The organism is Streptomyces sp. NPDC034099 (assembly GCF_055575415.1).
The window spans coordinates 981591-1002518 of the sequence record NZ_JBVISR010000001.1 but is presented as its reverse complement, the minus strand read 5'-3'; the positions used below and the strand labels follow the sequence as shown (position 1 = coordinate 1002518).

Below are 20928 nucleotides of genomic sequence, written 5' to 3'. Positions count from 1 at the left end.
GTTCCCGCGGCGGACCGGAGTCGCACGGCCCGAGGTCCTGCACATCCGCTGGTTCGATTCGGCTGGACACCGTCCACCTTGCCTTCATGTCTTCTGCCCGCGATCGGTATGCATCTGGGGACGCACCGGAGGCGCGCTGCGGAATCGATGTGATTCCGCAGCGCGCCGTCATCCGGTGAAGGGACTCATCGCAGCTCGATGGGCTGTCTAGCCCTTGGCGTCCTCGTGTTCCTCGGTCTTCGGGGCGTCGCCGTAGCCGTAGCTGCCGGGGAACTCGTCAGATCCCATGCCGTAGCCGTGGTCCGGCTTGCTGGGCATTCCTCCGTGCTCCTTGCCGGGCTTGCCGCCCTCGTCGTGACCCTCTCCGTGGCCACCACCGGGCTTGCCGCCATGGTCGTCCCCGTGGCCACCACCGGGCTTGCCGCCATGGTTGTCCCCGTGGCCGGGCCCACCGGGCTTGCCCTCGTGGCCGCCGGTGTTGCCCGAGGTGTTTCCGGCGGTGACGTTGTTGCCACCGGTGTTCCCGGCGGTGTTGCCCGCCGTGTTGCCGGCGGTGTTGCCGGAGGTGGACCCCACGGTGCCCCCGCCGGTGACGAGCGGCCCGCCCAGGAGGCCGCCACCGATCAGACCGACGGTGGTGCCGGTGGTCGTACCGGTCGTGGTCCCGGTCGTGGTCCCGGTCGTCGTGCCCGTCGTGGTCCCGGTCGTCGTGCCGGTGGTGGTCCCGGACGTGGTGCCGGAGGTCGTGGTCGAGCAGTTGCCCGGGAAGATCCTGTTGTTGTCGAGCGTCACGGCGCCGTTGCGGGCGAGAGCCCGGCCTTCGATGTTCGTCCCCGTGGTCACAGTGATCGAGGTGAGCGCCATGAGGGTGCCGACGAACGTCGAGTTGGTGCCGAGCGTGGCCGAACTTCCGACCTGCCAGTACACGTTGCACGCCGAGGCGCCGTTCGTGAGCAGCACCCGGCTGGAGGAGGCCGTCGTCAGCGCCTCGGGGATCTGGAAGACCCAGACGGCGTTCGGGTTCCCGCCGGCGTCCAGGATCAGGTCACCGGTGAGGCCCACACCGGACGAAGCGGTGTAGACGCCGGGGAGCAGGGTCTGGCCGGCACCGATTCCCGCCGCGAGGGCGAAGTCGGTGGCCTGGCTCGCGGCGTTGTTGTATGCCGTGACGAGGTCGCTCTTGGCGTCGTTGGCTACCTGGTCCGCCGCGTGCACGGCGCCGAGTACCTGGCCCGGCGGGAACCCCGAGATGGCCGTCCCCGGACTCACGCCGAGATCCTGACTGAGGAGTGACGGGCCGGTGTTGGTGACCTCGGAGCCTGCCAGAACCGAGAAACTGGCAGCCGTGCCGAGGGGGACGGGCGTGGCGATCGCCTCGGCAGGCGTCGGTACGACGGCGACCATCACGGCGGCAACCGTCGCAGCGAGTCCTGTGGTCAGCCATCCGGTCAAAGAGCGGCGCCTGGCCGCCTGCGGGATCTTCAGCTTCATTTGAGAGGCCATTTCCTGTGGAGGGGCCGTGAGCTACCGGGCCTTTTCTGCCGGGAAGCTTGAGAATTGGTGGCATATTACGCAGAAATGTGCCCTAGTGGGATTGATTGCAGGCGAGTCGTGCCCGGTTGAATATTCAGAACCCCAATGCACGCAACTATTCTGCAATTAATACTTATGCCGACGGGGTTGGGTGATGGGGGCTAAAGGATTCGATATTCCGGAGCGCGGTGCAGTCCGTGCCGAGGGGGTGGACGGAGACCCGATCGCCCGGTGGAGCAAAAGATATGAAAGGCGTACATTTGGAGGAGAGTGCCGTGTGGGCATCGTGAGGGAGGACTGTCCCGATGACTGAGAACACCGGCGTCAAGCGTGGTGGAGCGCCCGGGTCTCGCGGCCGGACGACCATCGCGGATGTAGTGGTGGCGAAGATCGCCGGAATGGCGGCGAGGGACGTGCGCGGCGTCCATGCCCTGGGCAGCGGATCCGCCCGCGCGATGGGATCCATGCGGGAACGGATGCCTGGTGCCGGGAGCGGCCGGTCCGCCACCCGCGGAGTCAGTGTCGAGGTGGGAGAGCTGCAGGCGGCCGTTGATCTGGAGATCGTCGTCGACTACGGCGTCCCGATCACGGACGTGGCCCGTGAGGTGCGCGAGAACGTGGTCTCGGCGGTGGAGCGGATGGCGGGTCGGGAAGTCGTCGAAGTCAACATCACGGTGAGCGACGTGAAACTGCCCGATGAGGAGGAGGAAGAGGAGGAGGAAGAGGGGCAGCGCGTCCAGTAGCCGAGGTGGAAGGGCCGGCGTAGGCGAAGGAGCACGTGATGAGCAGAGCCGTGGTGGGCCTGATCACGGGAATGGCGCTGGGTTTCGCCGCCTATTTCGGGGACGCCTGGGCGTTCCTGCTGGTGCTGGGGCTGGGCGCCGTCGGTTTCGCGGTCGGGCGGTTGATGGAGGGCGACCTTGAGCCGGGCGACCTCGTTCGTCGCCGGGACCGGCGGGAACGGATCCGCGGGGACCGGCGCCGGGTCCGGGGAGACTGGCGGCAGTGACCGGTGGCGACGGGAGGCGCACGGGTGCTCTCCGTGAGGAGCGCGGTGCGAAGCCGCCGTGATGATGCCTGAGCGGCGCGTCGTCGAGAGGCGCGAAGGCCGGCTGGTGGCTGGTGGTCAGCCCGGTGCGGATCGCCGGGACGTGACGTTGGTCGGGTGAAGCGTCCCGTCGTGCCCTCGCCCGGTGACGGTATCGACCGTGGTAGTCGACAGACATGATGAAGCCTTCTCCTGCCGCGGACCGTGCACCATGGTTCGGGCGGCTGCGCCGTGCCATCAGTCGTTCACCGGTCGGGCGTGGATGGCGACGGAGCAAGGGCATTGAGCTGGGGTCGCGTTCGCTGGGCTTTGCGGCGCTGGGGTTGCTCACGCTGGTGCCTCTGCTGATCATCGTCTCCTCTGCCGATCCCGAGCGTGGACGGGGGTTCGCACAGTGGCTGGGGGAGGGGCTCGGCGTCTCGACTGCCTCCAGACAGCAGGTCGAGAAGTTGTTCACCCGACCCGGGCAGGCGCTGCGGAGCACGACCGTGTTCGGTATCGCCGCCCTTGCCGTGTTCGGCCTCTCCTTCGGCGCGGCGGTGCAGACCGGCTACGAGAAGGTCTGGGACCTGCCACCGGCCCGCTGGTGGGCCAGGTGGCGGCATCTGCTCTGGATCGGCGTTCTCACCGGATACCTCTTCCTCTCCGCCACCACCACGCTGCGGCCGAAACCGCTGGCAGGAGGGGTTGTCGCATCGCTGAGCGCTGTTCTGTTCCTCTGGTGGTCCCAGCACCTGCTGCTCGGCGGCCGGATCCGCTGGCGGGCCCTGCTGCCGGGCGCGGTGGCCACCGTGATCGGTCTGCTCGGCCTGAGGGTCTTCTCCAGCGTCGTCTTCTCGCCGTTGATCGCCTCCAACGCCGTCACCTACGGTCTCGTCGGCACCGTCCTGGTCATTCAATCCTGGCTGGTCGGCGTGGGTGTCGTCGTCTTCGGCGGCGCGCTGGTCGGCCGATTGCTGCATGAGGAACTCCTACGCCTGACGCCCCCACGGAAACGGCGCAGCTGAGAACGGCTCCGCAGCCGGTCAGTTTGCCTGGGCCGCCGGTTGGGCCGGAGTCCGGAGGAGAACCCGTGCGGGCTCCACGGTCCGTGCGGACGGCCCTGGGAGTAGGCTGAAGGTACCGAGGGCATTTCGTACACCGGCTTCCACGCTCGTGTCGTTTTCGGCGATCGATGACACCGGGCCGGTGGTAATCGGCCCGGGGGCAGGGCTCGCGCCATGACTGCGACCGTTTCCCTCCCGCCGACATCCGAAGACCGGTTCACCACCTCGTCCCCGCGTCTGTCGCTGGCTCCCGCAGGTTCCGCACCCGCTTTGCTGGACGGCGCCTGGTGGCCCCGCTCCCGTGATCTCGCGGCGGAACTCCCCTCATTGCTGGCCTTGCTCGATCCGTTGTGGGGGCGGATCACCCGGGTCACCGTGAATCCGGTTCACTGGCCCGCCATTCCGCGCAAGGTGCCCGTGGCCGGGCATGTGGTGAAGGTCGGCTGGTTCCTGGCCGAGCAGGACCCGCACGAGCTGTTGCTGCTTTCCTACCGCGTGGGTCGCTGGAACCTGTTGGTGATTCCGCCGTCGACGCCGGCTGCTTCGGCCGCGTGGTTGATGGCCGCCGGGAGCGACCCCCTGGGCACGTCGACCGCGAGCCGGCTCGTGGCGGCGGCGGAAAACCTGCGGACTGCCGCGAAGGACGACCGCGCGTCGGAAGCGGTCTGGAACTCCGAAGGTGGGCACGTGGCCGACCCTGCCCCGCGTCCACGGATCCCCGGAGCCACCGCCGGCGTACCGAACCAGGCGAAGGGGATGTGACCACCATGGGAATCCTCGTCACCGTGATCGTGCTCCTGGCGGCGGTGGCCCTGGGCGTGCTCGTCATCCACCTGCTCAACGCCCAGCACGATGAACGCATCGCCGCCTTCCACTACGGCCACCCCGGCCCGGCTGTTCCGAGACCGGGATCACCCGCTCCGCGGAAGGCGCGCGGTCGGGAGGGAGCGAGCGGGATCGGTACGTCGGGAAACAGGTGATTCTCATGACCGGCTCCGACCCCTCCTCGGCTGCCCGGCACCTGCCGGGTGGCGTTCACGAGGACGTACGGCCCGGATACGCGCTGCTCCGGCTGCGGACCACGGAGTCGCGAGAAGGTGTGCTCGACGGTGCGTGGTGGCCACGGTCGCGCGACGTCCGTGGCGAGCTGCCCGCGTTGGTGGACGCCCTCACCGGCCATGTCGGCCCGATCACGCGTGTCGGACTGGACGCGGGTGCCTGGGACGGGCTCCCGACGCGGATCGTCGTGGACGGCCGGGTGGTACACATCGACTCCTTCGCGGTGGGCGATGACACCGTTCTCGTCACCCGAGGCGACCGGGACGTCTTCTCGTTGCTGGTGGTTCCGCCGGAGACGGCTCCCGAGGCGGCTCGCGCCGCGATGGCCCAGGCCGTCCGGAGCGACAACACCACCCGGGCGGAACAGATACTCATCGCCACCCGAAGCGCGCCGACGTCGCCGGAGTGAGGCCGGCCGATGATCCAGCAGGACCCGCCCCACCCTGGGCATCTCGGCACCCCAGCAAAGCCGATGCGCCCTCAATGCGCCCTGGCCGCCTGACGGCCCCTCCACACTGCTGCGATACAGCTTGCCACTCCTGGTACCGAAAGGGTTTGTCGCCGCCGCGGGATCACTTGCCGATGCGCAGCGCCTCTTTGAGGAACACTTTGGCGTAGTTCGGGGTGCCCTGAGTGGTGATCACCTCGATGCAGGCGCCCACGTGCAGGTCCTCCGTGGTCTCGCGCAGCAACACGTCCGCCAGGTCGGTGCGGGAGGTGAACATTCCGGCCAGTCGCTGTGGCGCGACCGCGATGCGGTAGTCCGTGACTGCCGTGGCGTCGAACAATCCCGATGGGCGCACGATCGTCCAGTCGAGATCGGTGGCCCGCACGATTTCTTCCATGCGGCGTGCGTCCTCGTAGAGCGGACGACCCATCGACAGCAGGATCGGCCCGACCACCTTACGGAAGAACAACTTCTCCTCGGGAGCGAGTTCCGGATGCACGCCGATCGAGGTCACACACACCAGCCGCCGTAACCCGTGTCCGCTCATCGCCGCCACGATGTTGCGCGCACTCTGCGAAAAGACCGTGACCGGCTCCCGGGTGTACGGGACACCAAGGGTCGAGATGACGCGGTCGTGTCCCGCCACCACCTCGTCCACCACTCCCGTGTCGAGCGCGTCCGCACCCGCCACCCGCAGCCGTGAATCCTTGATGGGGAAGTTGTCGGGCCGTCGGGTCACGGCTGTCACCGTGTGCCCCTCGGCGAGTGCCTGTCGGGTGACGAGACGTCCGGTGGGACCGTTCGCCCCGAAAATTGCGAGCTTCATGCGCTGCTTCCTCACCATCGTCAGTTGATAGAGTCAGGAACAACATTCCATTCACTGGAACAGTGTTCTACGCCGGGAGCATACATGTCAGACCTGCCGGGGATCGTCCGGCTCCGTGATCGACGCGAGGCGCTCACGCTGCGCACGATCCTCACCGCCGCGCGCAGGCTGTTCGCCGAACAGGGCTACGCCCGCACGCCCGTTCGCGTCATCGCGAAGGAAGCCGGCGTATCGCCCCAGACCATCTACACGCACTTCGGTTCCAAGGCCGGTGTCCTCACCGGGCTTGTCGATCTGATGGACGAGGAGGCCGGGCTCCCGGACCTGATGGCTGAGACGGCGCGGACGTCGGACCCGGTCGAACTGCTCGGGCTGCTGGCCAGGGCGGCCCGCCAGGTTCGGGAGCGGTGTGGAGACATCGTCACCATGCTGAGTTCCGGCGCCGCGGTCGCCCCGGACATCGCGGCCACTCAAGCAGAAGGGGCGCGACGAAACAGGGCCGGTGTCGGTGTGGTCATCGAGCGCGTTCGCAGATGCGGCCGCGGCGTCCATCCCCAGGCCGCGGACATCGCCGTAGCCCTGATGAGCGCGGGCGTCCACGACAGCCTCGTCCTGGACTCCGGCTGGTCCCACGACGCCTACGAGGCATGGCTCAAGCACACGCTCGTCACGGCCGTGCTTCTCGACGAGGCATCGAGCACCCGGTGAAGCAGGACATGTCCAAGGCAAGTCCGGAAACCAACCGCGGCCACATGTCCTCGGCTCGTCCTGATCTTGCGACGGTGTGCCGGTTGGCGGCCACGTCACTGTGGCTCAATCTGGTGCTCCTGGTCACCGGTGGGGTGGTGCGGCTGACCGATTCCGGGCTCGGCTGCCCGACCTGGCCACGGTGCACCGAAGCCTCCCTGGTCACCACGCCCGCGATGGGCCTCCATGGCCACATCGAGTTCGGCAACCGCCTGCTCGGCGTCGTCCTGATGCTGACAGCCGTCGCCCTGGTCACCGTGACCTTCCGGGCCCGGCCCGGGTTTCCTGCAGCGTGGCGATATCTGTCCGGGGCGCAGGCGCTGGTGGTACCCGCTCAGGCGCTGATCGGCGGAATCCTGGTCCTTACCGATCTCAACCCCTACGTCCGGACACTGCACTTCCTGGTCTCGTTCCCGATCCTGCTCGCCGCCACGGCGTTGCTTCGCCGTACACGAGACGGCACCGGCCCACGTGCTGCGACAGTTCGCGGTGAACTACGGCTGCTCACCGGCGGGCTGCTGGCCACCGTCAGTGCCGTCGTCGTCGTCGGGGCCCTGGTGACCGGAACCGGACCGCACGCCGGCGACCCGAAGGCAGCCCGGTTGCCCTTCGCCCCGTCCGCACTCACCCAGGTACACACCGATCTGGTCTACCTGTTGCTCGGCCTCGCACTCGCCACCACCTTCACCGCCCGCGCCCTCCGCGCTCCGCAACCGGTGCGGCGCGGCAGCATCGTGCTCGTCGCGCTCATCGCGGCCCAGGGCCTCTTGGGCTATGTCCAGTACCACACCGGGGTGCCCCCGGTGCTGGTCGCACTGCACATGCTGGGCGCGGGACTGATCTTCGTCGCAGCAGCCTGGACCCACCTGAGCACGACCGGACCCGTGTCGCCCGACAGTGTCCTGCCGAGTCGGCTCAAGCCCCTTTGACGAGGCCGCCGATCACCGCGATCGAGCGGGATCCTCGTCATTCCCTGGCCTGTTGGAGCCTGTCCGAAGGACGGCCGATGTGTGTTGGCGCAGAGGCCGGACGGCCGAGGCACCCAGGCCCCCGAAGGTGGCCATTCGTCGGTGGACGCGTGCTCTGTGCGACGGTGGCGCCTACCGGTACACCGCACTGGTGACAGCCGCAGGAGGCATGCTCCGAGGGCGAGTTGGGCACCGCGCCCCCGGTGCCCTGCGCGGCTCGGGGCGGACGCGACGTCAGTCGTGCAGCCGGAGGACGTCGGGTTGTACGGCGGGCAGGCGGGCGCAGTGACGGCAGGCACGGGCCGAAGCTGCGACGGCGGCGTGCGAGGCAGCTGCGAGCGCACCGGCGAACGTGAGCAGTGGCCAGTTCGCGGCCAGGGCGGAGGCGGTGGCGAGCGCGAGCGTCGTCACCGCCATGGCGGCGCTGGCGGTGGTACCGGCCCACGCGATCACTAGTGGCATTCGGTGCGACGCAGGCAGCCGGCGTGCGAGGGGGCCGGTGGCGGCCAGCGTCGCTGCGGCGACCAGCGCGGCGATGATCGCTACACCGGCCAGATGAACGGCCAACAGCTGGGCCGTGCTCGGCAGCTGCCAGGACTGATCACGGTCGGCGGTCCAGGCCAGATGCCAGCACGCGATCAGGAATGGGCCGGTGAAAGCGACTGCCCGAGCGGTGTGTCGGGCCTGTGCGATGGTCAGTTCCCGTTGACAGGCCGGCACGAGCAGGTCGAAGGCTCCGAACTCGCGTACTGCTTGCTGAGAGGCTTGTTGGTAGGGCATTCCCTCACTGGTGTGGGCCGCGACCGTGTCCGCGAGGCCGTCGCGTATCTCCTCGATCATCCGAGCCTTGGCCCGAGCCGGCCCGTGCAGGGCGGCTGTCAGGGCCGCCACGTAGTCCCCGATGAGGTCGGGCTGCCGGCCGGTGGCGTTCACGTGGCCAACCCGGGTGGGACGACCGGGTTCAGAACCGAGCCGATCGCTGCAGTGAACTCGCTCCATGCCGTCCGCTCGCTGGCCAGAGTACGCCGCCCCACTTCGGTGAGCTCGTAACACCGACGACGCCGGTCGCCGGCGGATTGCCAACTGCTGCTCAGCAGCCCGAGCCGCTCCAGTCGGTTCAGGGCAGGGTAGATCGTGCCGGTGCGCAGCTCCAGCACGCCCCCGCTGCGGCGTTGCACCGCGGCGATGATCGCGTACCCGTGCAGCGGGCCCGACTCGAGCACGGCCAGCAACAGCCCATCCAGGTGCCCTCGCACCGCGTCCGCCTTCATGAGTAGGCAGCCTACCCAAACGTGCCATAGACAGTGTATGTATTGGCAGCCAACATATTCGCGCTCTGGCTCGGAGGCCCCGCGGTGACCAAGCTGCTGCTGTCCGTACACGTACTCGCAGCGATCCTGGCGGTCGGCTCGATCAGCGTGGCCGCATCGATGTTCCCGCGCTACGCCTTAGGGGCACTCGGCGGCGACGAACAGGGCATCCGGTCCGCCGGAATCGCTTCGATGCTGCACCGGATCTGCCGGGGCTACGCCGTCGCCGGTCTCGCGGTGCCCGTACTCGGAATTGCCACGGGCGCCTGGATGGGTGTCCTCTCCGACACCTGGTTGATCGCATCGCTGGCGCTGACCGTGATCGCCGCGGCCATCCTCGCGCTGGCCGTCCTGCCCGGCCAGCGACGCCTGCTCGCCCTGGCCCAGAACGTGCCCACCCAGGAAGCTGCGCGTCCCATGGCGGTACGCCTGGCCATGCTCACCGGCATTTTCAATGTCCTCTGGGCGATCGTCGTCGTCCTGATGATCGTCCGCCCCGGCTCCACCACGGGCGGGTGACTCCCTTCCGCGCGATACGGGCCACGCCGCAACCCGCCCCAAACCGTGCCCGAGTAAGCCAACCCCCTCTTCACCGGCCCAGGAAGGCTGACCGATGGACAACGCCTACGGCGAGCTCCCTTTCCCCCGCACCGACCTTGCGCTCAAAGCGGTGCGTTACGTGAAAGGCATCGAGGACCCTGCGATCTTCAACCACAGCATGCGCAGTTATCTCTACGGGCGCTTCGTCGGCGAGCGGCAAGGTCTGCGACCCGACCGTGACTATGACGACGAACTGCTGTTCCTGGGGTGCCTTCTGCACGATTCCGGGCTCAGCGCCGAGGGCAACGGTGATCAGGGCTTCGATATCGACGGGGCCGACCTGGCCGCCCGCTTCCTCACCGACCAGGGACTGTCACCCGAGAAGATCGACATCGTATGGGACGCTGTCGCCCTGCACCTGCACTACGAGATCGCCACCCGTAAGCGCCCGGAAATCGCACTGGTCACTGTCGGTGCCGGATATGACCTCGGCCCTGATGGGGAACACGCCCTTCCGGACGGCTATGTCGACCGCGTCCATGCCGAGTTGCCCCGCCTGCACGGCGCGGCCGTGCTCTACGACACGATCGTCGGTCAGGCACTCGACAAACCGCACAAGGCCCCGCCCTTCAGCATGCCGGGCGAGCTTGTCCGTCAGAAGACCAAGGAAGCCTGGCCCACCTGGGAACAACTGATGACCCAGCCACCCTCCTGGAACGACTACGACGGCTACCAGTCGCGGACGTGAGCACGGATGCTCGTTCCGGCCGCGTGTCCGGCCGGCTCCGGGCCGCTGATCGGTATGGCCCCCGCTGTCCTGGTCGCCTGCTGCAACGCCAACTCCTCCGCACGGCCGGCCGTGCGTCGTCCCGGCCGCTGGGCCGGCCGGCCTGCTTCCGGACTTCGACTCCCCGTGTCCTCGGTGGTCTCCGCGGTTGCGGTGCCGACCGTCGGTGCCGCCGCCCACGGGACCCGGCGCGCGGCGGCCGCACGCACGTTGTGACCGAGTGGCGGTCGGATGGTCATCCGACCGGGCCGGTCAGCGCGTGGCGTCGGCCTGCTGCTGCTCCGCGGAGCGACCGCCGCCAGCAGAAACGGCGACCGCGATACCACCGAGGACTTCCTCGCCGAGGCCAAGGAGGTGGCCCGCCACGTCGTCCTCGACCGGCCGGACGCCTGGGCGAATGTCAGCCCGACCAACGCAGCCCTGCACGAGATCAGCGCGGCTGACTCATTCGGCGATGCCGGAATCGCCCTCCAAACCGCTCGACGCCTTGTGCGGCGGTACATCCCCGTCCCCGAGCGACGGGCCGCGCTCTGGGTGGAAGCTGCCCGCGCCTGCAGTCAGCAGGGCAGACTCGCTGACGGCTACCAGGCACTGCGCATCGCCCGGGGCTGCGCGGCACAGGACGTACGCCGCCCAGCCGTACGGGAACTGGTCGCCGACGGCGTAGGCGGCAACCAGTTCTCGTGGTCGCGGGACTTGTGCGCCCCGCCCAGCATGTACAGCCGCTCGTCGTCTGGCGCAGGCACATGATCCGCTAAGGCGCGGCCCACGTCGACGCGCGTCCCGATCAACCGACTACCCGAGCGCGTGCCGCCCATCTCGACCCACGAGCAGCGGGCCCGTCTGACCAACCCCCGCAGTGGACAAGGCAGTCCGGTCTGCGCCAGTCCGGACTCCAAGAGCTCCACTCAGTCGCCATGGCTCAGGATGACACTTGCCGTGTTGCCATGCTGAGAAATACGCGGCTGTTGCTGGTGCCCCGCCGACGGCGCTCAAGACTATGCGGCGACCGATGTGATCGAGCGCGAGTGGTCGACCCACGTGGTCGCGGAAGAGGCCCGAAGACCCCGCCCAAACCCCACGAAACCGCAGCTCAGGGCCACACCAGGCAATAGGGCTGATGCCCCGCCTCGTGCAGCCGGTGCGAGAAGTCCTGCCACTCGTGCAGCGAATGGGAGGGGCGGCGTGTTGACCTGGGGTTTCCTGGCGATATGTGCGCTGACCAGCCAAACTACTCGCAGTAGTTCTCACTGGTCTGCGTCATTTCCCAGGCTCATGTGCCCTGGATGTGCCCTCGCGCGGGTAGTCCACCAGCCGCAGCTGAAGCGCCGCCCACTTCGTGAGGCACGGCCGATCACTGAGGCGGCTTGACCAGGAAGGTGGTGCTGGGGTCGACGTCTGCGGCACATGCGAGGGTCGGCAGTTCGTGGTCCGGCAAACCAGCGAGTTCCACGGCCGCTCGGCCCAGGCTATGCGCTGCCCGGACCGACTGACCGTCGGCGACAGCGGCGTAGAACCGAGCGGCGTACGTGATCGCGTCGCCGTCGCCGATCTCGTCAGCCATGCCGATGGCGAAGGGCACAGCCTCGACCAAGTTCTTGATCTGGGCGGCGGAGTGACAGGAGTTCAACAGGACCAGCAGCGGCGGGTCGTCGGTGGCCTTGATGGCGCTTGCGAAGGCCCGATCTGTAACGATCGCGCCCTCGTGAGGCTCGTCGAGGTCTTGCTCGAAGACGATCAGATTGGTGTCACTGTGGCCGGAGAAGTGCACCACGTGGGGGCGGAACCTGGTGAGGCCGTCGAGTAGATGCTCTGTCGTAGCGGCGGGGTGGACGTCCAACTCGACGAGGTCGCGGTGCAGGGCTCTTTCGACCGCTGTCCGGATACGCGCCTGCTCGCGGCTTACCCGCAAGTCGCCTTCCGATGCGGCACCCAGCATCAGCACGCGCAGCTTTTCCGGCTTCGGCTCCCGCAGTTGCCGCAACACGATGCCGACCTGTTCTTCGGTCGTGGCCAGGCGGCCCTGGATCTTCTTACGCTCGGCCGTTGCCCGGCGCTCGGCCTCCTTCTGCTCACGCTGACGCGCCCGCTCGGCTGCCTTCTGCTCGGCCTCCTCTGCCTTTGCCAGCTTGACCTGCAGGTCTGCTGCTTCCTTTCCGTACTTCGCGGCCTTGGTGCTCCAGGACGCAGCGTCACGAGCCGCAGTGTTCGCCTGGTCCTCGTATCGGTCCGCTTCCCGGAGCTTGCTCCGCACCGTGCTGGCGTTCTTCGACTTCGCGGCAGAGGCGCGAGCTTTCGCGGCGGCGGCGCGCTTGTCGGCCTCCTTACGGCGATACTCGCCGACCTTCTTCTCCGCGTCAGTGCGTGCCTTGTTCTTGCGTTCCAGCTGACTGCGGTAGTAGCTCGCATTCATGCCCGTAGCCTCCCGAGGTTCTCGTACCGCCAGGCTACGGACGACCACTGACATCGCCCTCCCCAACCGCCTCTTCGATTCGCGCGCGAACATGGCGCGGTCGCGATCACGAATGCGGTGATGCCGTGCTGCCCCGGATGACGAGCTGGGTAGGTACGACGACGTCCTGGTCGGTCTCCTTGCCGCGCAGGATGTCCAGGAGTATGCGTTCGGCGAGTTCGCCCTGCTCGCGGACGGCGGCCTCTCCCGTCCGTCGGTCGAATGGCCCGGTACCAGGTGTTTCTCCGTGTCTTGGCAGGACCCAACCTTCGACACTCGCTGTCTCGTCTCACCGAAGGTGAACGTTCTCACCGAGCTTTGACCGCCTTGCGTGCCGGCTGAGCCAGGGGTACCGCGCAGGTCGGAGTTGCTCACACCGACGGCCCGCAGGTCAAAACTCGCCGAACTTGCCATCTGGCGCGGCTCCGTTGTCGTCGTGCAATACCTCAAATCGGCCTGCGAGTAGCTCAATTGGTTGCTAGTTCACCTGACCTAGTGAAACTACGCCGTACTAGTTCGGCATTGCGCGGGCGCACGTGGCAGATTCCGTGGTGCACGTCGGTGGCTCATCACCGGCGTCCGCCTCATGCCGCCGTCGGCGGAGCAGGAGCAAGCTGCGAAATGTCCAGACGCCACCAAGGCGTTGTTGGGCTGATCGCCCTTCGGACGTTGGCAGGTGGGCCGTACGGGGCGAGGACCGCCGCACACTCTCTTGCAGGGTGTCAGCCCGTTCCTCGTCGGCACGAGGCTTCGGCGCTCGGGCGCGTGACACGCTCCCGAGAGACGGGAGCTTTTGTGTTCGCCCGGCACGCCCGGGTGGAAGGACAAACACCATGGTCGCGAAACGACCAGACGGCATTTTCCCGCGCATCGGCACCGACACCTACGGTGGCCGCCTCGCGGATGCCATCGACAACACCTGCGCGGAGCACGGGGTTGTGCCCCCTCCTCGGCAGGCGATCACCGAGGGGCTGGCCACCGCTCTCCCGGACACTGAGATCAAGGGCCTGATCGCCAGCCGGAACAACAAGAAGGTGCTCAAGCCCTCGGCCTACCGTCTCGTGCAGGCCGGGGACGAGCAGGTACTCCTGCTGATGTGTGACGTCCATGGCGCTGCGGTAGTCCCGTGGGACCTCAACGACCGCACCGTCAACTGCTGGTCGCCGCCCGCCGCTGAGGCCAGCCAGCGCGTCAAGGACCTCATCGCCGCCGAGCTGGCGCTGCACGAGGCCAGGAAGACCGAGAAGACTGCGGAGAAGGAGCGGGAGAGCTGCCGCCGCGCGGCCGGCGACGACACGTACGCCGCGCAGGCCCTGGCGGCGGCCACGCAGAAGCACGAGGACGCCGAGCGTCGCGTGCGGGAACTCGAAGACGGGCGCCAGGCCCTCCTCACCGCCCTCGGCGGCCGACGGCCGCGTCCTGTGGTCCGGGCCGCGGAGGAGGACGGGGAGCCGAAGGCGGCGCTCGCTCTCGCCGAGCAGCCGTACGAGTTGGCCGTCCACATGCAGCGGTACGCCGCCGAGAATCTGGAGCGTGCCGGCAAGACCCGCGGCTACGACCTGGCCGAGTCCCTCGTGGACGCGGGTCAGCTCTCCAAGGGCATGAACGTCCTGCAGCAGTGGCAGATCACCCGTCCCGACGGCACGGTGTCGAAGCTGTGGCGGCTGGCCGCCGTGACCGGGAACAATCGCGCACTGGCCCGTCTCAACATCTTCCGTGTGCGTCCGGAACACCTGGTCACGGGGATGCCCCAGTCTCTCCTGCCCATGCCGAAGGGCAAGAAGGCCGATCCCGAGCTGCTACTGCTGGGCCAGCGGGAGATCCTGAACCGGTTGTCCGACCGGCTCAACGAGGCCGCCGCCAAGCCGGAGACGGAGGCGACCGACCCGTCGGTCCGGGCCGGGAAGATCGCCACGGTCTCCGCGGAGATCGTGATCGGCTGCACCAAGCCGGCGGCGCTGGAACACGTCCTGCGGACGTTGAACGTCAACGACCACCTGCGCGGCATCCAGCCCTACGACGAGGATGCGCGCCTGATCGCCCTGTTCGCGACGCTCGTCGACGCATACGCCAGGGAATCGCTCCTCGCGGAAGCGCTCGCCGAGGCGTTCCCCGACGCTCGCGGCGCGGACCTCCTCGATCTGGTTGGGGTGCGTGATGCGCTGACGGCCAACGGACCGCTCGACCCGCTTGTGCCGCTCGTGCCCGCGGGCGATGACGTCTCCCCCACCGTGCTCCGTGACATCGCGGTGCGCGCCATCACCGCGCTCGTGTTCCCCGAGATCCCGCCTGAGGCGCCGAAGCGGACGAACGCACGCACCGTCCGCGACACGGGGCGCTTCTGGCCGATTGTCAGGGGGACGCTGCAGGAGCCGGCGTGGAGCCAGACCAAGGCGAAGACTGCAGAGGCACGTACCCGCCTGTGGTCCGCCGCCATCGCCCAGCTGTTCCTGCACCGGGGCAACATCCTCTCCGCGCTCGGCTTCTTCGGCGTCCCGGAGACCGCCAAGGGCGCTGGGCAAGACCCGCGGTCGCTCAAGGTGCTTCTCCTCGGGGCAGAGGCCGGCGACGCGACCGCTTGGGCAGCCCTCGTCCAGCGTATGGCGCCGGCGCTGATCCACGCTCCGCAGCCGTTCATCACCGCTGGCCAGGGCAGCGAGGCGGGCGACGGACGCAAGGGTGTGCGGCGCACCCCTAAGAGCGCTCTCGCTGCCCTCACTGTGGCGTACACGGCAACCAGCGCCCCGAACACCAGCCGGGCACTCCTCCTCGCGTTCGCGAAGGCCGTGCTGGAGCACCCAGACGCGACGCAGCCGCCCGAGGCGGACGGCGGTGAGCCTCTGGTCTGCTATGGGGAGCGGCACTGGGTGGAGGGCCGGACGCCGATCACCGCGGGGATGGTGATCGCTCCTGACGTCGAGGGCCGCCCCACCCGCTACGTCGCCGACAAGGCTTGGTTCGACGAGACGTTCCCCGTGGAGCTCAGCCGCCCGGCCCCAGGCAGCCCTGGAAGTACCACCACGTCCCCCACGGCAGGGACCCGCACGGATCCCACTGCCAGCGTGCACGGCACTCCGCCGGCCGACCCGCACGACCAGCTGGCCACGCTGCGCCGCGAGCTGCCGGCTCGTGTGGAACTCGTCGAGAGCGGCTACCAGCAGGCCGTGGACTCCGCCCACACCCTGATGACGGATTTCGAAGAGGCGCACCGCCTGCGAGTCCAGCTCGGAGAGGACGCGCTCCCGGCCGAGCAGCGGATCGAGTGGATGGAGAAGCTGACGAAGGCCCGGGCCGCGGCCCAGGCCAGCGTGACGACGCTCGAACAGGTGGAAGCGCTGATCCTTCAGGTCTGACCGGCGCGGTAGAACCCGAGACCGGCCACCGCCAGCGGGCTCTTCAAGGCAGTTGAGGAGCCCACCTAACCAGTCGCGTGACCGGGCGGTCATGCGGCTGGTTCAGCCACGTGCCGAGAGCGGAATGACCCGACCGAGGCAGTCAAAGTTCGGCGAGAACGCTCAACCTTCGGAGGGACGGGACACCTCGCCAGTTCTCGCGTGTTCGCAGCCTGCGCCCGCCCGGACCGGTACCGCGACGCACGGACCACGGCCAGCTCCCGCAGCCGGGGTTCCCGCCTGCCGTCCTACCGGCCTGGCTGGCATAGGCCGGCGGCGGCCATCCGCAGCACGAGAAAATCTGAGTCTTCGTCAGAACCGGACCGTGCTGGTGGCGGAGAGCTGTGCCTTTCCACTAGTGCAGCGATTGGGGGTGGGAGAGTGCTGACCTGGTGTTTCGCACGGGAATGTGCGTTGACCTGGGAAAACACCTTTCGGTAGTTCTCACGGGTCAACGCCGTTTCCCAGGCTCGTGTGCCCTGGATGTGCCCTCGCGGCCTCTCACCAGAGGGCACCTTGCTCGGCTGACGGACGGGTAGTGGGCGGCATCGCCGCCAGGCTCACTCTCGTCTTGGCGTTGATGGCACGGGGTTCCGTCGCCACGGCGCCCGTCTCACGCAGCTGACGGACGGCCTCGATCACTTGGGCGGGCCGGTAGACGGTCTCCAAGAGGGCATATCGCTTGAGCTCTGGGATAGTTCGCCCGTCGGGTGCTTCGGAGATGAAGTCGTGCAGGATCCGTCGCAGCGGGGCCGTATCCGGTTCGAATACGAGATCAAGCATCTGCTGCTGGGTGTCCCTGGGGTCGCGGTAGCGGACGCCGTAGGAAGGGTCCACCTTCCACATGGCGTCTTTCATTTTCTCCAGCCCCAGTTCGTGCTGGGTGCCGAAGATCAGGTAGAGCATCCTGCCGCCCTCGTCGACCATCTCGAAGTACAGCGTGTGCGTGAAGCCGGCCTGGCGCAACGTGTTCCGGTACTGCTCGCGCAGGAACGTGAACTTGCCCGAGGGGGCCTGCTGGAAGACGCCTTGCCACTCCGGACTCCCGAAGGCTTGGTCGCCGAGCTGGCGGTGACCGTCGTGCTTCTCGGCGAACCGGGTGAGGAAGCTGGGCTCGAAGGTCACCATCACTTCGGTGCTGGGATGGCGCCCCAGCTCTTGGAGGAGCGAGAAGGGGATGTCGGGTCCGCCGAAGCTGTCCAGCAGGACGAAGAGGGGTTTCCCCAGCCCTCCGATGCCCCGCAGCTTCTCCAGGAGGGCCGGGTGGAAATCACCGTGATGTACGTCGACCGCTATTCGTTTGGTGATGTCGTCCGTTTGCCGGGAGCGGGCGAGCTCCATCTGACGCTGTAACTCTTTGACGCGCCGGGTGTCCTCCTCCATGAGGATCACGCGCATACGTTTCGGGAACCTGTGCAGAGCGTCGGCGAAGACTTCGTAGGCGATGACCGGGGAGCCGGGCTCGCCCTGTTTGTAGATGCCGGCACCCGCGAAGCCTTCGGCGTAAGTGATCACGTCGAGTCGTGACAGCAGAATCGGCGCCCATGCGGCCAAGTACTGCTTGAGTAAGTCATGTTTGGCCGCCGTGTGTGGATCGCGTTCCCACACGGCATCCTTCGGTACGGCCACCTTCGGTCCCCCCTGCTCCCGTCGGCCTCGCTGGGGAGAGGGTCACACATCGTTGCCATATGCCACCAGAGTGCGTACGGCGTCTGCTGGACTTTGGCCGTTAATGGGCTGCGACAGGCAGTCGGGGTGGCATCTCGTCCCAGGTCGCTCCGTCGAGTTCGCGGCCCCCTGACTTCGGGCTGCGGCCACCCCATTGCTTGAAGAAGAAGGGCACTCCGGCGTGGTTGCAGGCGTCGCGGATGTCCACCAACCACTCCTCTCGTACGGGGCGATGGTGGGGCCCGGACTCGCCTCCGGCGATAACCCAGCCGATGCCGTCCAGTTGCAGACCGGTAAGCGGACCGAGGAGAGGCTCACAGGACAGGAAGCGCACGGCAGCGGGAACTTGTCGAAGGTCGTCGACACGATCCAGGCGCTCTGCGTCTTCGACGGAGACGCCCATCCACAGGTTCGAGGGCCAGTCGAGTTCGTCGGCAACGCGCCGCAGCCTGCGGGCCCTCTTGGTCAGTAGCTGGTAGGTGTGCTGGGGAGTCTCGGCAATCACCTGGAAGACCTGCCGGACGAAGTCCAGGGGGACCTTGGCGTGGAAGAGGTCGCTCATGGAATTGACGAAGACCATCCGTGGGGCCTTCCACTGGCGGGGAATGGCCAATGCGTCTGGGTGAGGGCGGAGGCCGAAGCCCGGGCCGGATGTCCTGGGATCCCCGTCAGTCTGGTACTTGGCAACACCCATGGCCTTGAGACGCCTGGATAACGTCAAGGCGTAGCAGTTGTCACACCCGGGGGAGATCCGGTCGCATCCCGTGGTGGGATTCCAGGTCGCCTCGGTCCACTCGATTGTGCTGCGATCGCCCATGGGTCCCCTCCCGTAGTGGGTGGACGCCGGTCATCAGCGTCTTTCCCACCCGGCGCTTCGACTGCGCTGCCTAACGAGCGACGTGCCGAACTGACACGCGATCGCCCCCATACTTCACTTCGAACAGGTGTTCTGTGAAGGGGGTGTTGGGATCGAGAGTCGATCGGTGCCGTTCCTCTGAAGGGAAGGTCGGCCTGCGACTGTGTCCCGGCCGGATGTACCCCGGGCGATGGATCAGTAGCGAGCACATGAAGCAGCGGACCTTTCCGCATCGCCGCGGGCGTCAGCGTGCACAAGGCCGCCGAGGACACCGGCTGTCTGCCGACCGTGGAGGACCACAGCGAGGATGGCGGGCCCGACGACGCTGTCCTCGACACCCTCACCGATGGTTGAAGAACCCGTTGTCGTCTGAGGGGGTGCTGATCCGCATCTCGAACGAGGCGCCTTGCCGACCGACGAGTTCCGCTCCATCGGCCATTCTGAACGTGCGGTTATCGCGCATGGGCCTGTTTCGTCAGGAGCGCACGAGGCGGGCGATGGCGTCGCTGGCTTCCTTCAGCTTGATGTCGCCGTTTTCACTGCCGTCCGCCACGGCCGTGCGTACGCAGGTGTCCATGTGCTCGTCGAGCGTCTGCAGGGCGAAGGACTGCAGGGCGCGTGTGGTGGCGGAGACCTGGGTGAGGACGTCGATGCAGTAGGTGTCTTCTTCCACCATGCGCTGCAGACCTCGGACCTGCCCTTCGATCCGCCGCAGTCGTTTGAGTACGTCCTCTTTTCGATTGCTGTAGCTGGCCATCGGCCTCTTCTCCCTTCTTCTCGCGGGGTCAGTGCTGGTGGTTGCTGTCGGTGTGCTCTTCGCCGGTTGCCGGCTTCGGCGCGTCGGTGGGAGTCGACTTGCCGGTGTGGTCGGTGAAGGCCGCGGTGCGGACGGCGCCGTTGTGCTTGAAGTCGAGGAACAGGCGGTACGTCCCGGCGCTGGGCGCCGTGGCGGTGAAGGAGATGCCGGGGCCAGGCTTGGTGGTGCCGTCGCCGGGTTCGCCGTTGGGGTGGACGTGGAGGTAGGCGAGGTCGCCGGAGCGCAGGGCGACCAGGTGGCCGTAGGCGCCCAGGTAGGGCTCCAGGTCGGTGACCGGGCGGCCGTCGCGGCTGACGCTGAGGGTCAGCTCGCCCGCCTTGCCGGGGGACAGGGCGCCGTTCAGTGTGACGGTGTAGCCGTCGACCGTTGTGGTGGCGGCGGGTTCGGGCAGGGCTGCGGCCTTGTAGGCGCCGGAGGCGGCGAGGTCCGCGCCCAGGGTGAGGTTGGTGGCGCCTTCGGCGTCCGGGGTGAAGTCGGCGAAGACGCGGTAGGTGCCGGCGGCGGGCAGGTCGACGGGGGTGCTCCAGGTGCCGTCGGCTGCTCGCGTGGGGTGCAGGTGGCGGTAGGTGACCAAGTCGCGTGAGGCGAGGATGAGGTGGAGCTCCTTGCCGTGCTCGCGCCGGAAGGACGTCACCTGGTGTCCGTCCTGGTCGCGGATGGCGAAGCGGAGTTCGCTCTCTTCACCTGCGGTTACGCGAGGTGTCTTGAGGTCCAGGGTGTATCCCGCTTCGGAGATCTGCAGGCCCGCGGGGGCGGCGTTCGCGTGGCCGCCGTGGCCGGACGGTGCCGGGCGGTCGTGCTTTGCGTGCGCTGCCGGCTCCTGGTCTCCGGCGGCGGGGTCGATCGCCGCGCCGACCCCGTAGGCAGTACCGAAGGTGGCCGCGAGCGCGGCAGCGAAAACGGTGATCTTCACGCCGGTGTTCATGACGTGCCCTCTCTTGTCGGCGTCGCGCTTCTGCTGAACTTGACGCCGACTATATACCCCTGGGGGGTATACGCAAGTGGCTCTGTCAATGTTTGCCAAACATACCTAGGGGGGGTATACATGATGGCGCCAGGGTACCCCCCAGGGGTACGTGATCGCCTTGTCTAGGAGGAACCCATGTCCTGCTGCACCCCCGACGGCAGCTGCTCCACCGGCACCACTTCGGCCACGGCCACGGCGGGCACCACCACCGTCTACGACGTCTCCGGGATGACCTGCGGCCACTGCAAGGCCACGCTCACCAAGGAGATCGGCGCGCTGGACGGCGTCCTGGCGGTCGACGTCGATCTCGAAGCCGGCCAGGTCAGCGTCACCACGAAGGACGAGCCCGACGACGCGCTGCTGGCCAAGGTCGTCGACGACGCCGGTTACGAGCTCACCGGCCGCGCCGCCTGAAGCGTCCGCACACCTGCCGGGCCCGCACGCGGGCCCGGCCCCCTCTTTCG

21 protein-coding genes and 1 pseudogene are annotated in these 20928 nt (G+C 67.9%); 13 read left to right on the top strand and 9 right to left on the bottom strand.

What is annotated here, in order from left to right:
* Positions 1–207 precede the first annotated feature (207 nt).
* Positions 208–1491 carry an ice-binding family protein gene (locus ACZ56V_RS04780; RefSeq protein ID WP_468939214.1) on the bottom strand — a complete coding sequence of 428 codons (1284 nt, stop codon included), beginning with the start codon at positions 1489–1491 and terminating at the stop codon, positions 208–210.
* Between the two features lie 347 nt (positions 1492–1838).
* On the opposite strand from ACZ56V_RS04780, the gene ACZ56V_RS04775 reads away from it, so the two are divergent.
* From ACZ56V_RS04775 to ACZ56V_RS04750, 6 genes are all read left to right on the top strand, one after another.
* Entirely contained in the window at positions 1839–2276 is a 438-nt protein-coding gene (locus ACZ56V_RS04775; RefSeq protein WP_468939212.1) for an Asp23/Gls24 family envelope stress response protein, read from the top strand.
* 38 nt (positions 2277–2314) lie between these two features.
* On the top strand, positions 2315–2542 hold the full coding sequence (locus ACZ56V_RS04770) for a hypothetical protein (RefSeq protein ID WP_467382580.1): 228 nt from the start codon (positions 2315–2317) through the stop codon (positions 2540–2542).
* A 218-nt stretch (positions 2543–2760) separates the two neighbouring features.
* The gene (locus ACZ56V_RS04765) at positions 2761–3588 is read left to right on the top strand and encodes a YhjD/YihY/BrkB family envelope integrity protein (protein WP_468939380.1); all 828 of its coding nucleotides are present in this window, start codon (positions 2761–2763) and stop codon (positions 3586–3588) included.
* A 213-nt stretch (positions 3589–3801) separates the two neighbouring features.
* Positions 3802–4389: a DUF5994 family protein gene (locus ACZ56V_RS04760; RefSeq protein WP_468939207.1), complete on the top strand. Its 588-nt coding sequence runs from the start codon at positions 3802–3804 to the stop codon at positions 4387–4389.
* A gap of 5 nt (positions 4390–4394) precedes the next feature.
* Positions 4395–4607: a hypothetical protein gene (locus ACZ56V_RS04755; protein ID WP_468939378.1), complete on the top strand. Its 213-nt coding sequence runs from the start codon at positions 4395–4397 to the stop codon at positions 4605–4607.
* 5 nt (positions 4608–4612) lie between these two features.
* Positions 4613–5095 carry a DUF5994 family protein gene (locus ACZ56V_RS04750; RefSeq protein WP_468939204.1) on the top strand — a complete coding sequence of 161 codons (483 nt, stop codon included), beginning with the start codon at positions 4613–4615 and terminating at the stop codon, positions 5093–5095.
* Between the two features lie 163 nt (positions 5096–5258).
* On the opposite strand, the gene ACZ56V_RS04745 is transcribed toward ACZ56V_RS04750, so the two are convergent.
* Positions 5259–5960 (bottom strand): NAD(P)-dependent oxidoreductase, encoded by a 702-nt coding sequence (locus ACZ56V_RS04745; protein ID WP_468939202.1) that lies wholly within the window; start codon positions 5958–5960, stop codon positions 5259–5261.
* Positions 5961–6044: 84 nt separating this feature from the next.
* Between ACZ56V_RS04745 and ACZ56V_RS04740 the strand changes: the two genes are divergently transcribed.
* On the top strand, positions 6045–6668 hold the full coding sequence (locus tag ACZ56V_RS04740; RefSeq protein ID WP_468939199.1) for a TetR/AcrR family transcriptional regulator: 624 nt from the start codon (positions 6045–6047) through the stop codon (positions 6666–6668).
* Positions 6665–7636, top strand: a complete 972-nt coding sequence (locus ACZ56V_RS04735; RefSeq protein WP_468939196.1) for a COX15/CtaA family protein — start codon at positions 6665–6667, stop codon at positions 7634–7636. The genes ACZ56V_RS04740 and ACZ56V_RS04735 overlap by 4 nt, the downstream gene beginning before the upstream one ends.
* Before the next feature lie 273 nt (positions 7637–7909).
* Here ACZ56V_RS04735 and ACZ56V_RS04730 read toward each other — a convergent pair whose 3' ends face one another.
* Positions 7910–8608 (bottom strand): permease prefix domain 1-containing protein, encoded by a 699-nt coding sequence (locus ACZ56V_RS04730; RefSeq protein WP_468939194.1) that lies wholly within the window; start codon positions 8606–8608, stop codon positions 7910–7912.
* Complete coding sequence (locus ACZ56V_RS04725; RefSeq protein ID WP_467382568.1) at positions 8605–8946, bottom strand: PadR family transcriptional regulator; 342 nt, start codon at positions 8944–8946, stop codon at positions 8605–8607. Before ACZ56V_RS04725 ends, ACZ56V_RS04730 begins: the two co-directional genes overlap by 4 nt.
* An 84-nt stretch (positions 8947–9030) precedes the next feature.
* On the opposite strand from ACZ56V_RS04725, the gene ACZ56V_RS04720 reads away from it, so the two are divergent.
* From ACZ56V_RS04720 to ACZ56V_RS04710, 3 genes and pseudogenes are all read left to right on the top strand, one after another.
* Positions 9031–9504: a hypothetical protein gene (locus ACZ56V_RS04720; protein ID WP_467382566.1), complete on the top strand. Its 474-nt coding sequence runs from the start codon at positions 9031–9033 to the stop codon at positions 9502–9504.
* Between the two features lie 94 nt (positions 9505–9598).
* A complete protein-coding gene (locus ACZ56V_RS04715; protein WP_467382564.1) occupies positions 9599–10273 on the top strand; it encodes an HD domain-containing protein in 675 nt (224 codons plus the stop codon).
* Between the two features lie 297 nt (positions 10274–10570).
* Positions 10571–10972 (top strand): annotated as a pseudogene (locus tag ACZ56V_RS04710) (helix-turn-helix domain-containing protein); the annotation flags it as partial.
* A gap of 694 nt (positions 10973–11666) precedes the next feature.
* Here ACZ56V_RS04710 and ACZ56V_RS04705 read toward each other — a convergent pair.
* Positions 11667–12725, bottom strand: a complete 1059-nt coding sequence (locus ACZ56V_RS04705; RefSeq protein ID WP_468939189.1) for a CHAT domain-containing protein — start codon at positions 12723–12725, stop codon at positions 11667–11669.
* An 872-nt stretch (positions 12726–13597) separates the two neighbouring features.
* Here ACZ56V_RS04705 and ACZ56V_RS04700 point away from each other — a divergent pair.
* Positions 13598–16117, top strand: coding sequence for a hypothetical protein (locus ACZ56V_RS04700; RefSeq protein ID WP_468939187.1), 2520 nt, complete (start codon positions 13598–13600; stop codon positions 16115–16117).
* Positions 16118–16657: 540 nt separating this feature from the next.
* Here the strand turns inward: ACZ56V_RS04700 and ACZ56V_RS04695 are convergent.
* The 4 genes from ACZ56V_RS04695 to ACZ56V_RS04680 form a co-directional block, all read right to left on the bottom strand.
* The gene (locus tag ACZ56V_RS04695) at positions 16658–17785 is read right to left on the bottom strand and encodes a three-Cys-motif partner protein TcmP (RefSeq protein WP_468939185.1); all 1128 of its coding nucleotides are present in this window, start codon (positions 17783–17785) and stop codon (positions 16658–16660) included.
* A gap of 100 nt (positions 17786–17885) precedes the next feature.
* Positions 17886–18641: a DUF5131 family protein gene (locus tag ACZ56V_RS04690; RefSeq protein ID WP_468939182.1), complete on the bottom strand. Its 756-nt coding sequence runs from the start codon at positions 18639–18641 to the stop codon at positions 17886–17888.
* Positions 18642–19155: 514 nt separating this feature from the next.
* Complete coding sequence (locus tag ACZ56V_RS04685) at positions 19156–19437, bottom strand: metal-sensitive transcriptional regulator (protein ID WP_468939179.1); 282 nt, start codon at positions 19435–19437, stop codon at positions 19156–19158.
* A 28-nt stretch (positions 19438–19465) separates the two neighbouring features.
* Positions 19466–20422 (bottom strand): hypothetical protein, encoded by a 957-nt coding sequence (locus ACZ56V_RS04680; protein ID WP_468939176.1) that lies wholly within the window; start codon positions 20420–20422, stop codon positions 19466–19468.
* A 177-nt stretch (positions 20423–20599) separates the two neighbouring features.
* Between ACZ56V_RS04680 and ACZ56V_RS04675 the strand changes: the two genes are divergently transcribed.
* Complete coding sequence (locus ACZ56V_RS04675; protein ID WP_468939173.1) at positions 20600–20878, top strand: heavy-metal-associated domain-containing protein; 279 nt, start codon at positions 20600–20602, stop codon at positions 20876–20878.
* Positions 20879–20928: the final 50 nt, after the last annotated feature.

Coding starts and splice junctions, on each gene's coding strand:
- ACZ56V_RS04780 (WP_468939214.1), bottom strand. CDS start 1,491: ATGAAGCTGAAGATCCCGCAGGCGGCCAGGCGCCGCTCTTTGACCGGA.
- ACZ56V_RS04775 (WP_468939212.1), top strand. CDS start 1,839: ATGACTGAGAACACCGGCGTCAAGCGTGGTGGAGCGCCCGGGTCTCGC.
- ACZ56V_RS04770 (WP_467382580.1), top strand. CDS start 2,315: ATGAGCAGAGCCGTGGTGGGCCTGATCACGGGAATGGCGCTGGGTTTC.
- ACZ56V_RS04765 (WP_468939380.1), top strand. CDS start 2,761: ATGAAGCCTTCTCCTGCCGCGGACCGTGCACCATGGTTCGGGCGGCTG.
- ACZ56V_RS04760 (WP_468939207.1), top strand. CDS start 3,802: ATGACTGCGACCGTTTCCCTCCCGCCGACATCCGAAGACCGGTTCACC.
- ACZ56V_RS04755 (WP_468939378.1), top strand. CDS start 4,395: ATGGGAATCCTCGTCACCGTGATCGTGCTCCTGGCGGCGGTGGCCCTG.
- ACZ56V_RS04750 (WP_468939204.1), top strand. CDS start 4,613: ATGACCGGCTCCGACCCCTCCTCGGCTGCCCGGCACCTGCCGGGTGGC.
- ACZ56V_RS04745 (WP_468939202.1), bottom strand. CDS start 5,960: ATGAAGCTCGCAATTTTCGGGGCGAACGGTCCCACCGGACGTCTCGTC.
- ACZ56V_RS04740 (WP_468939199.1), top strand. CDS start 6,045: ATGTCAGACCTGCCGGGGATCGTCCGGCTCCGTGATCGACGCGAGGCG.
- ACZ56V_RS04725 (WP_467382568.1), bottom strand. CDS start 8,946: ATGAAGGCGGACGCGGTGCGAGGGCACCTGGATGGGCTGTTGCTGGCC.
- ACZ56V_RS04715 (WP_467382564.1), top strand. CDS start 9,599: ATGGACAACGCCTACGGCGAGCTCCCTTTCCCCCGCACCGACCTTGCG.
- ACZ56V_RS04705 (WP_468939189.1), bottom strand. CDS start 12,725: ATGAATGCGAGCTACTACCGCAGTCAGCTGGAACGCAAGAACAAGGCA.
- ACZ56V_RS04700 (WP_468939187.1), top strand. CDS start 13,598: ATGGTCGCGAAACGACCAGACGGCATTTTCCCGCGCATCGGCACCGAC.
- ACZ56V_RS04690 (WP_468939182.1), bottom strand. CDS start 18,641: ATGGGCGATCGCAGCACAATCGAGTGGACCGAGGCGACCTGGAATCCC.
- ACZ56V_RS04685 (WP_468939179.1), bottom strand. CDS start 19,437: ATGGCCAGCTACAGCAATCGAAAAGAGGACGTACTCAAACGACTGCGG.
- ACZ56V_RS04680 (WP_468939176.1), bottom strand. CDS start 20,422: ATGAACACCGGCGTGAAGATCACCGTTTTCGCTGCCGCGCTCGCGGCC.
- ACZ56V_RS04675 (WP_468939173.1), top strand. CDS start 20,600: ATGTCCTGCTGCACCCCCGACGGCAGCTGCTCCACCGGCACCACTTCG.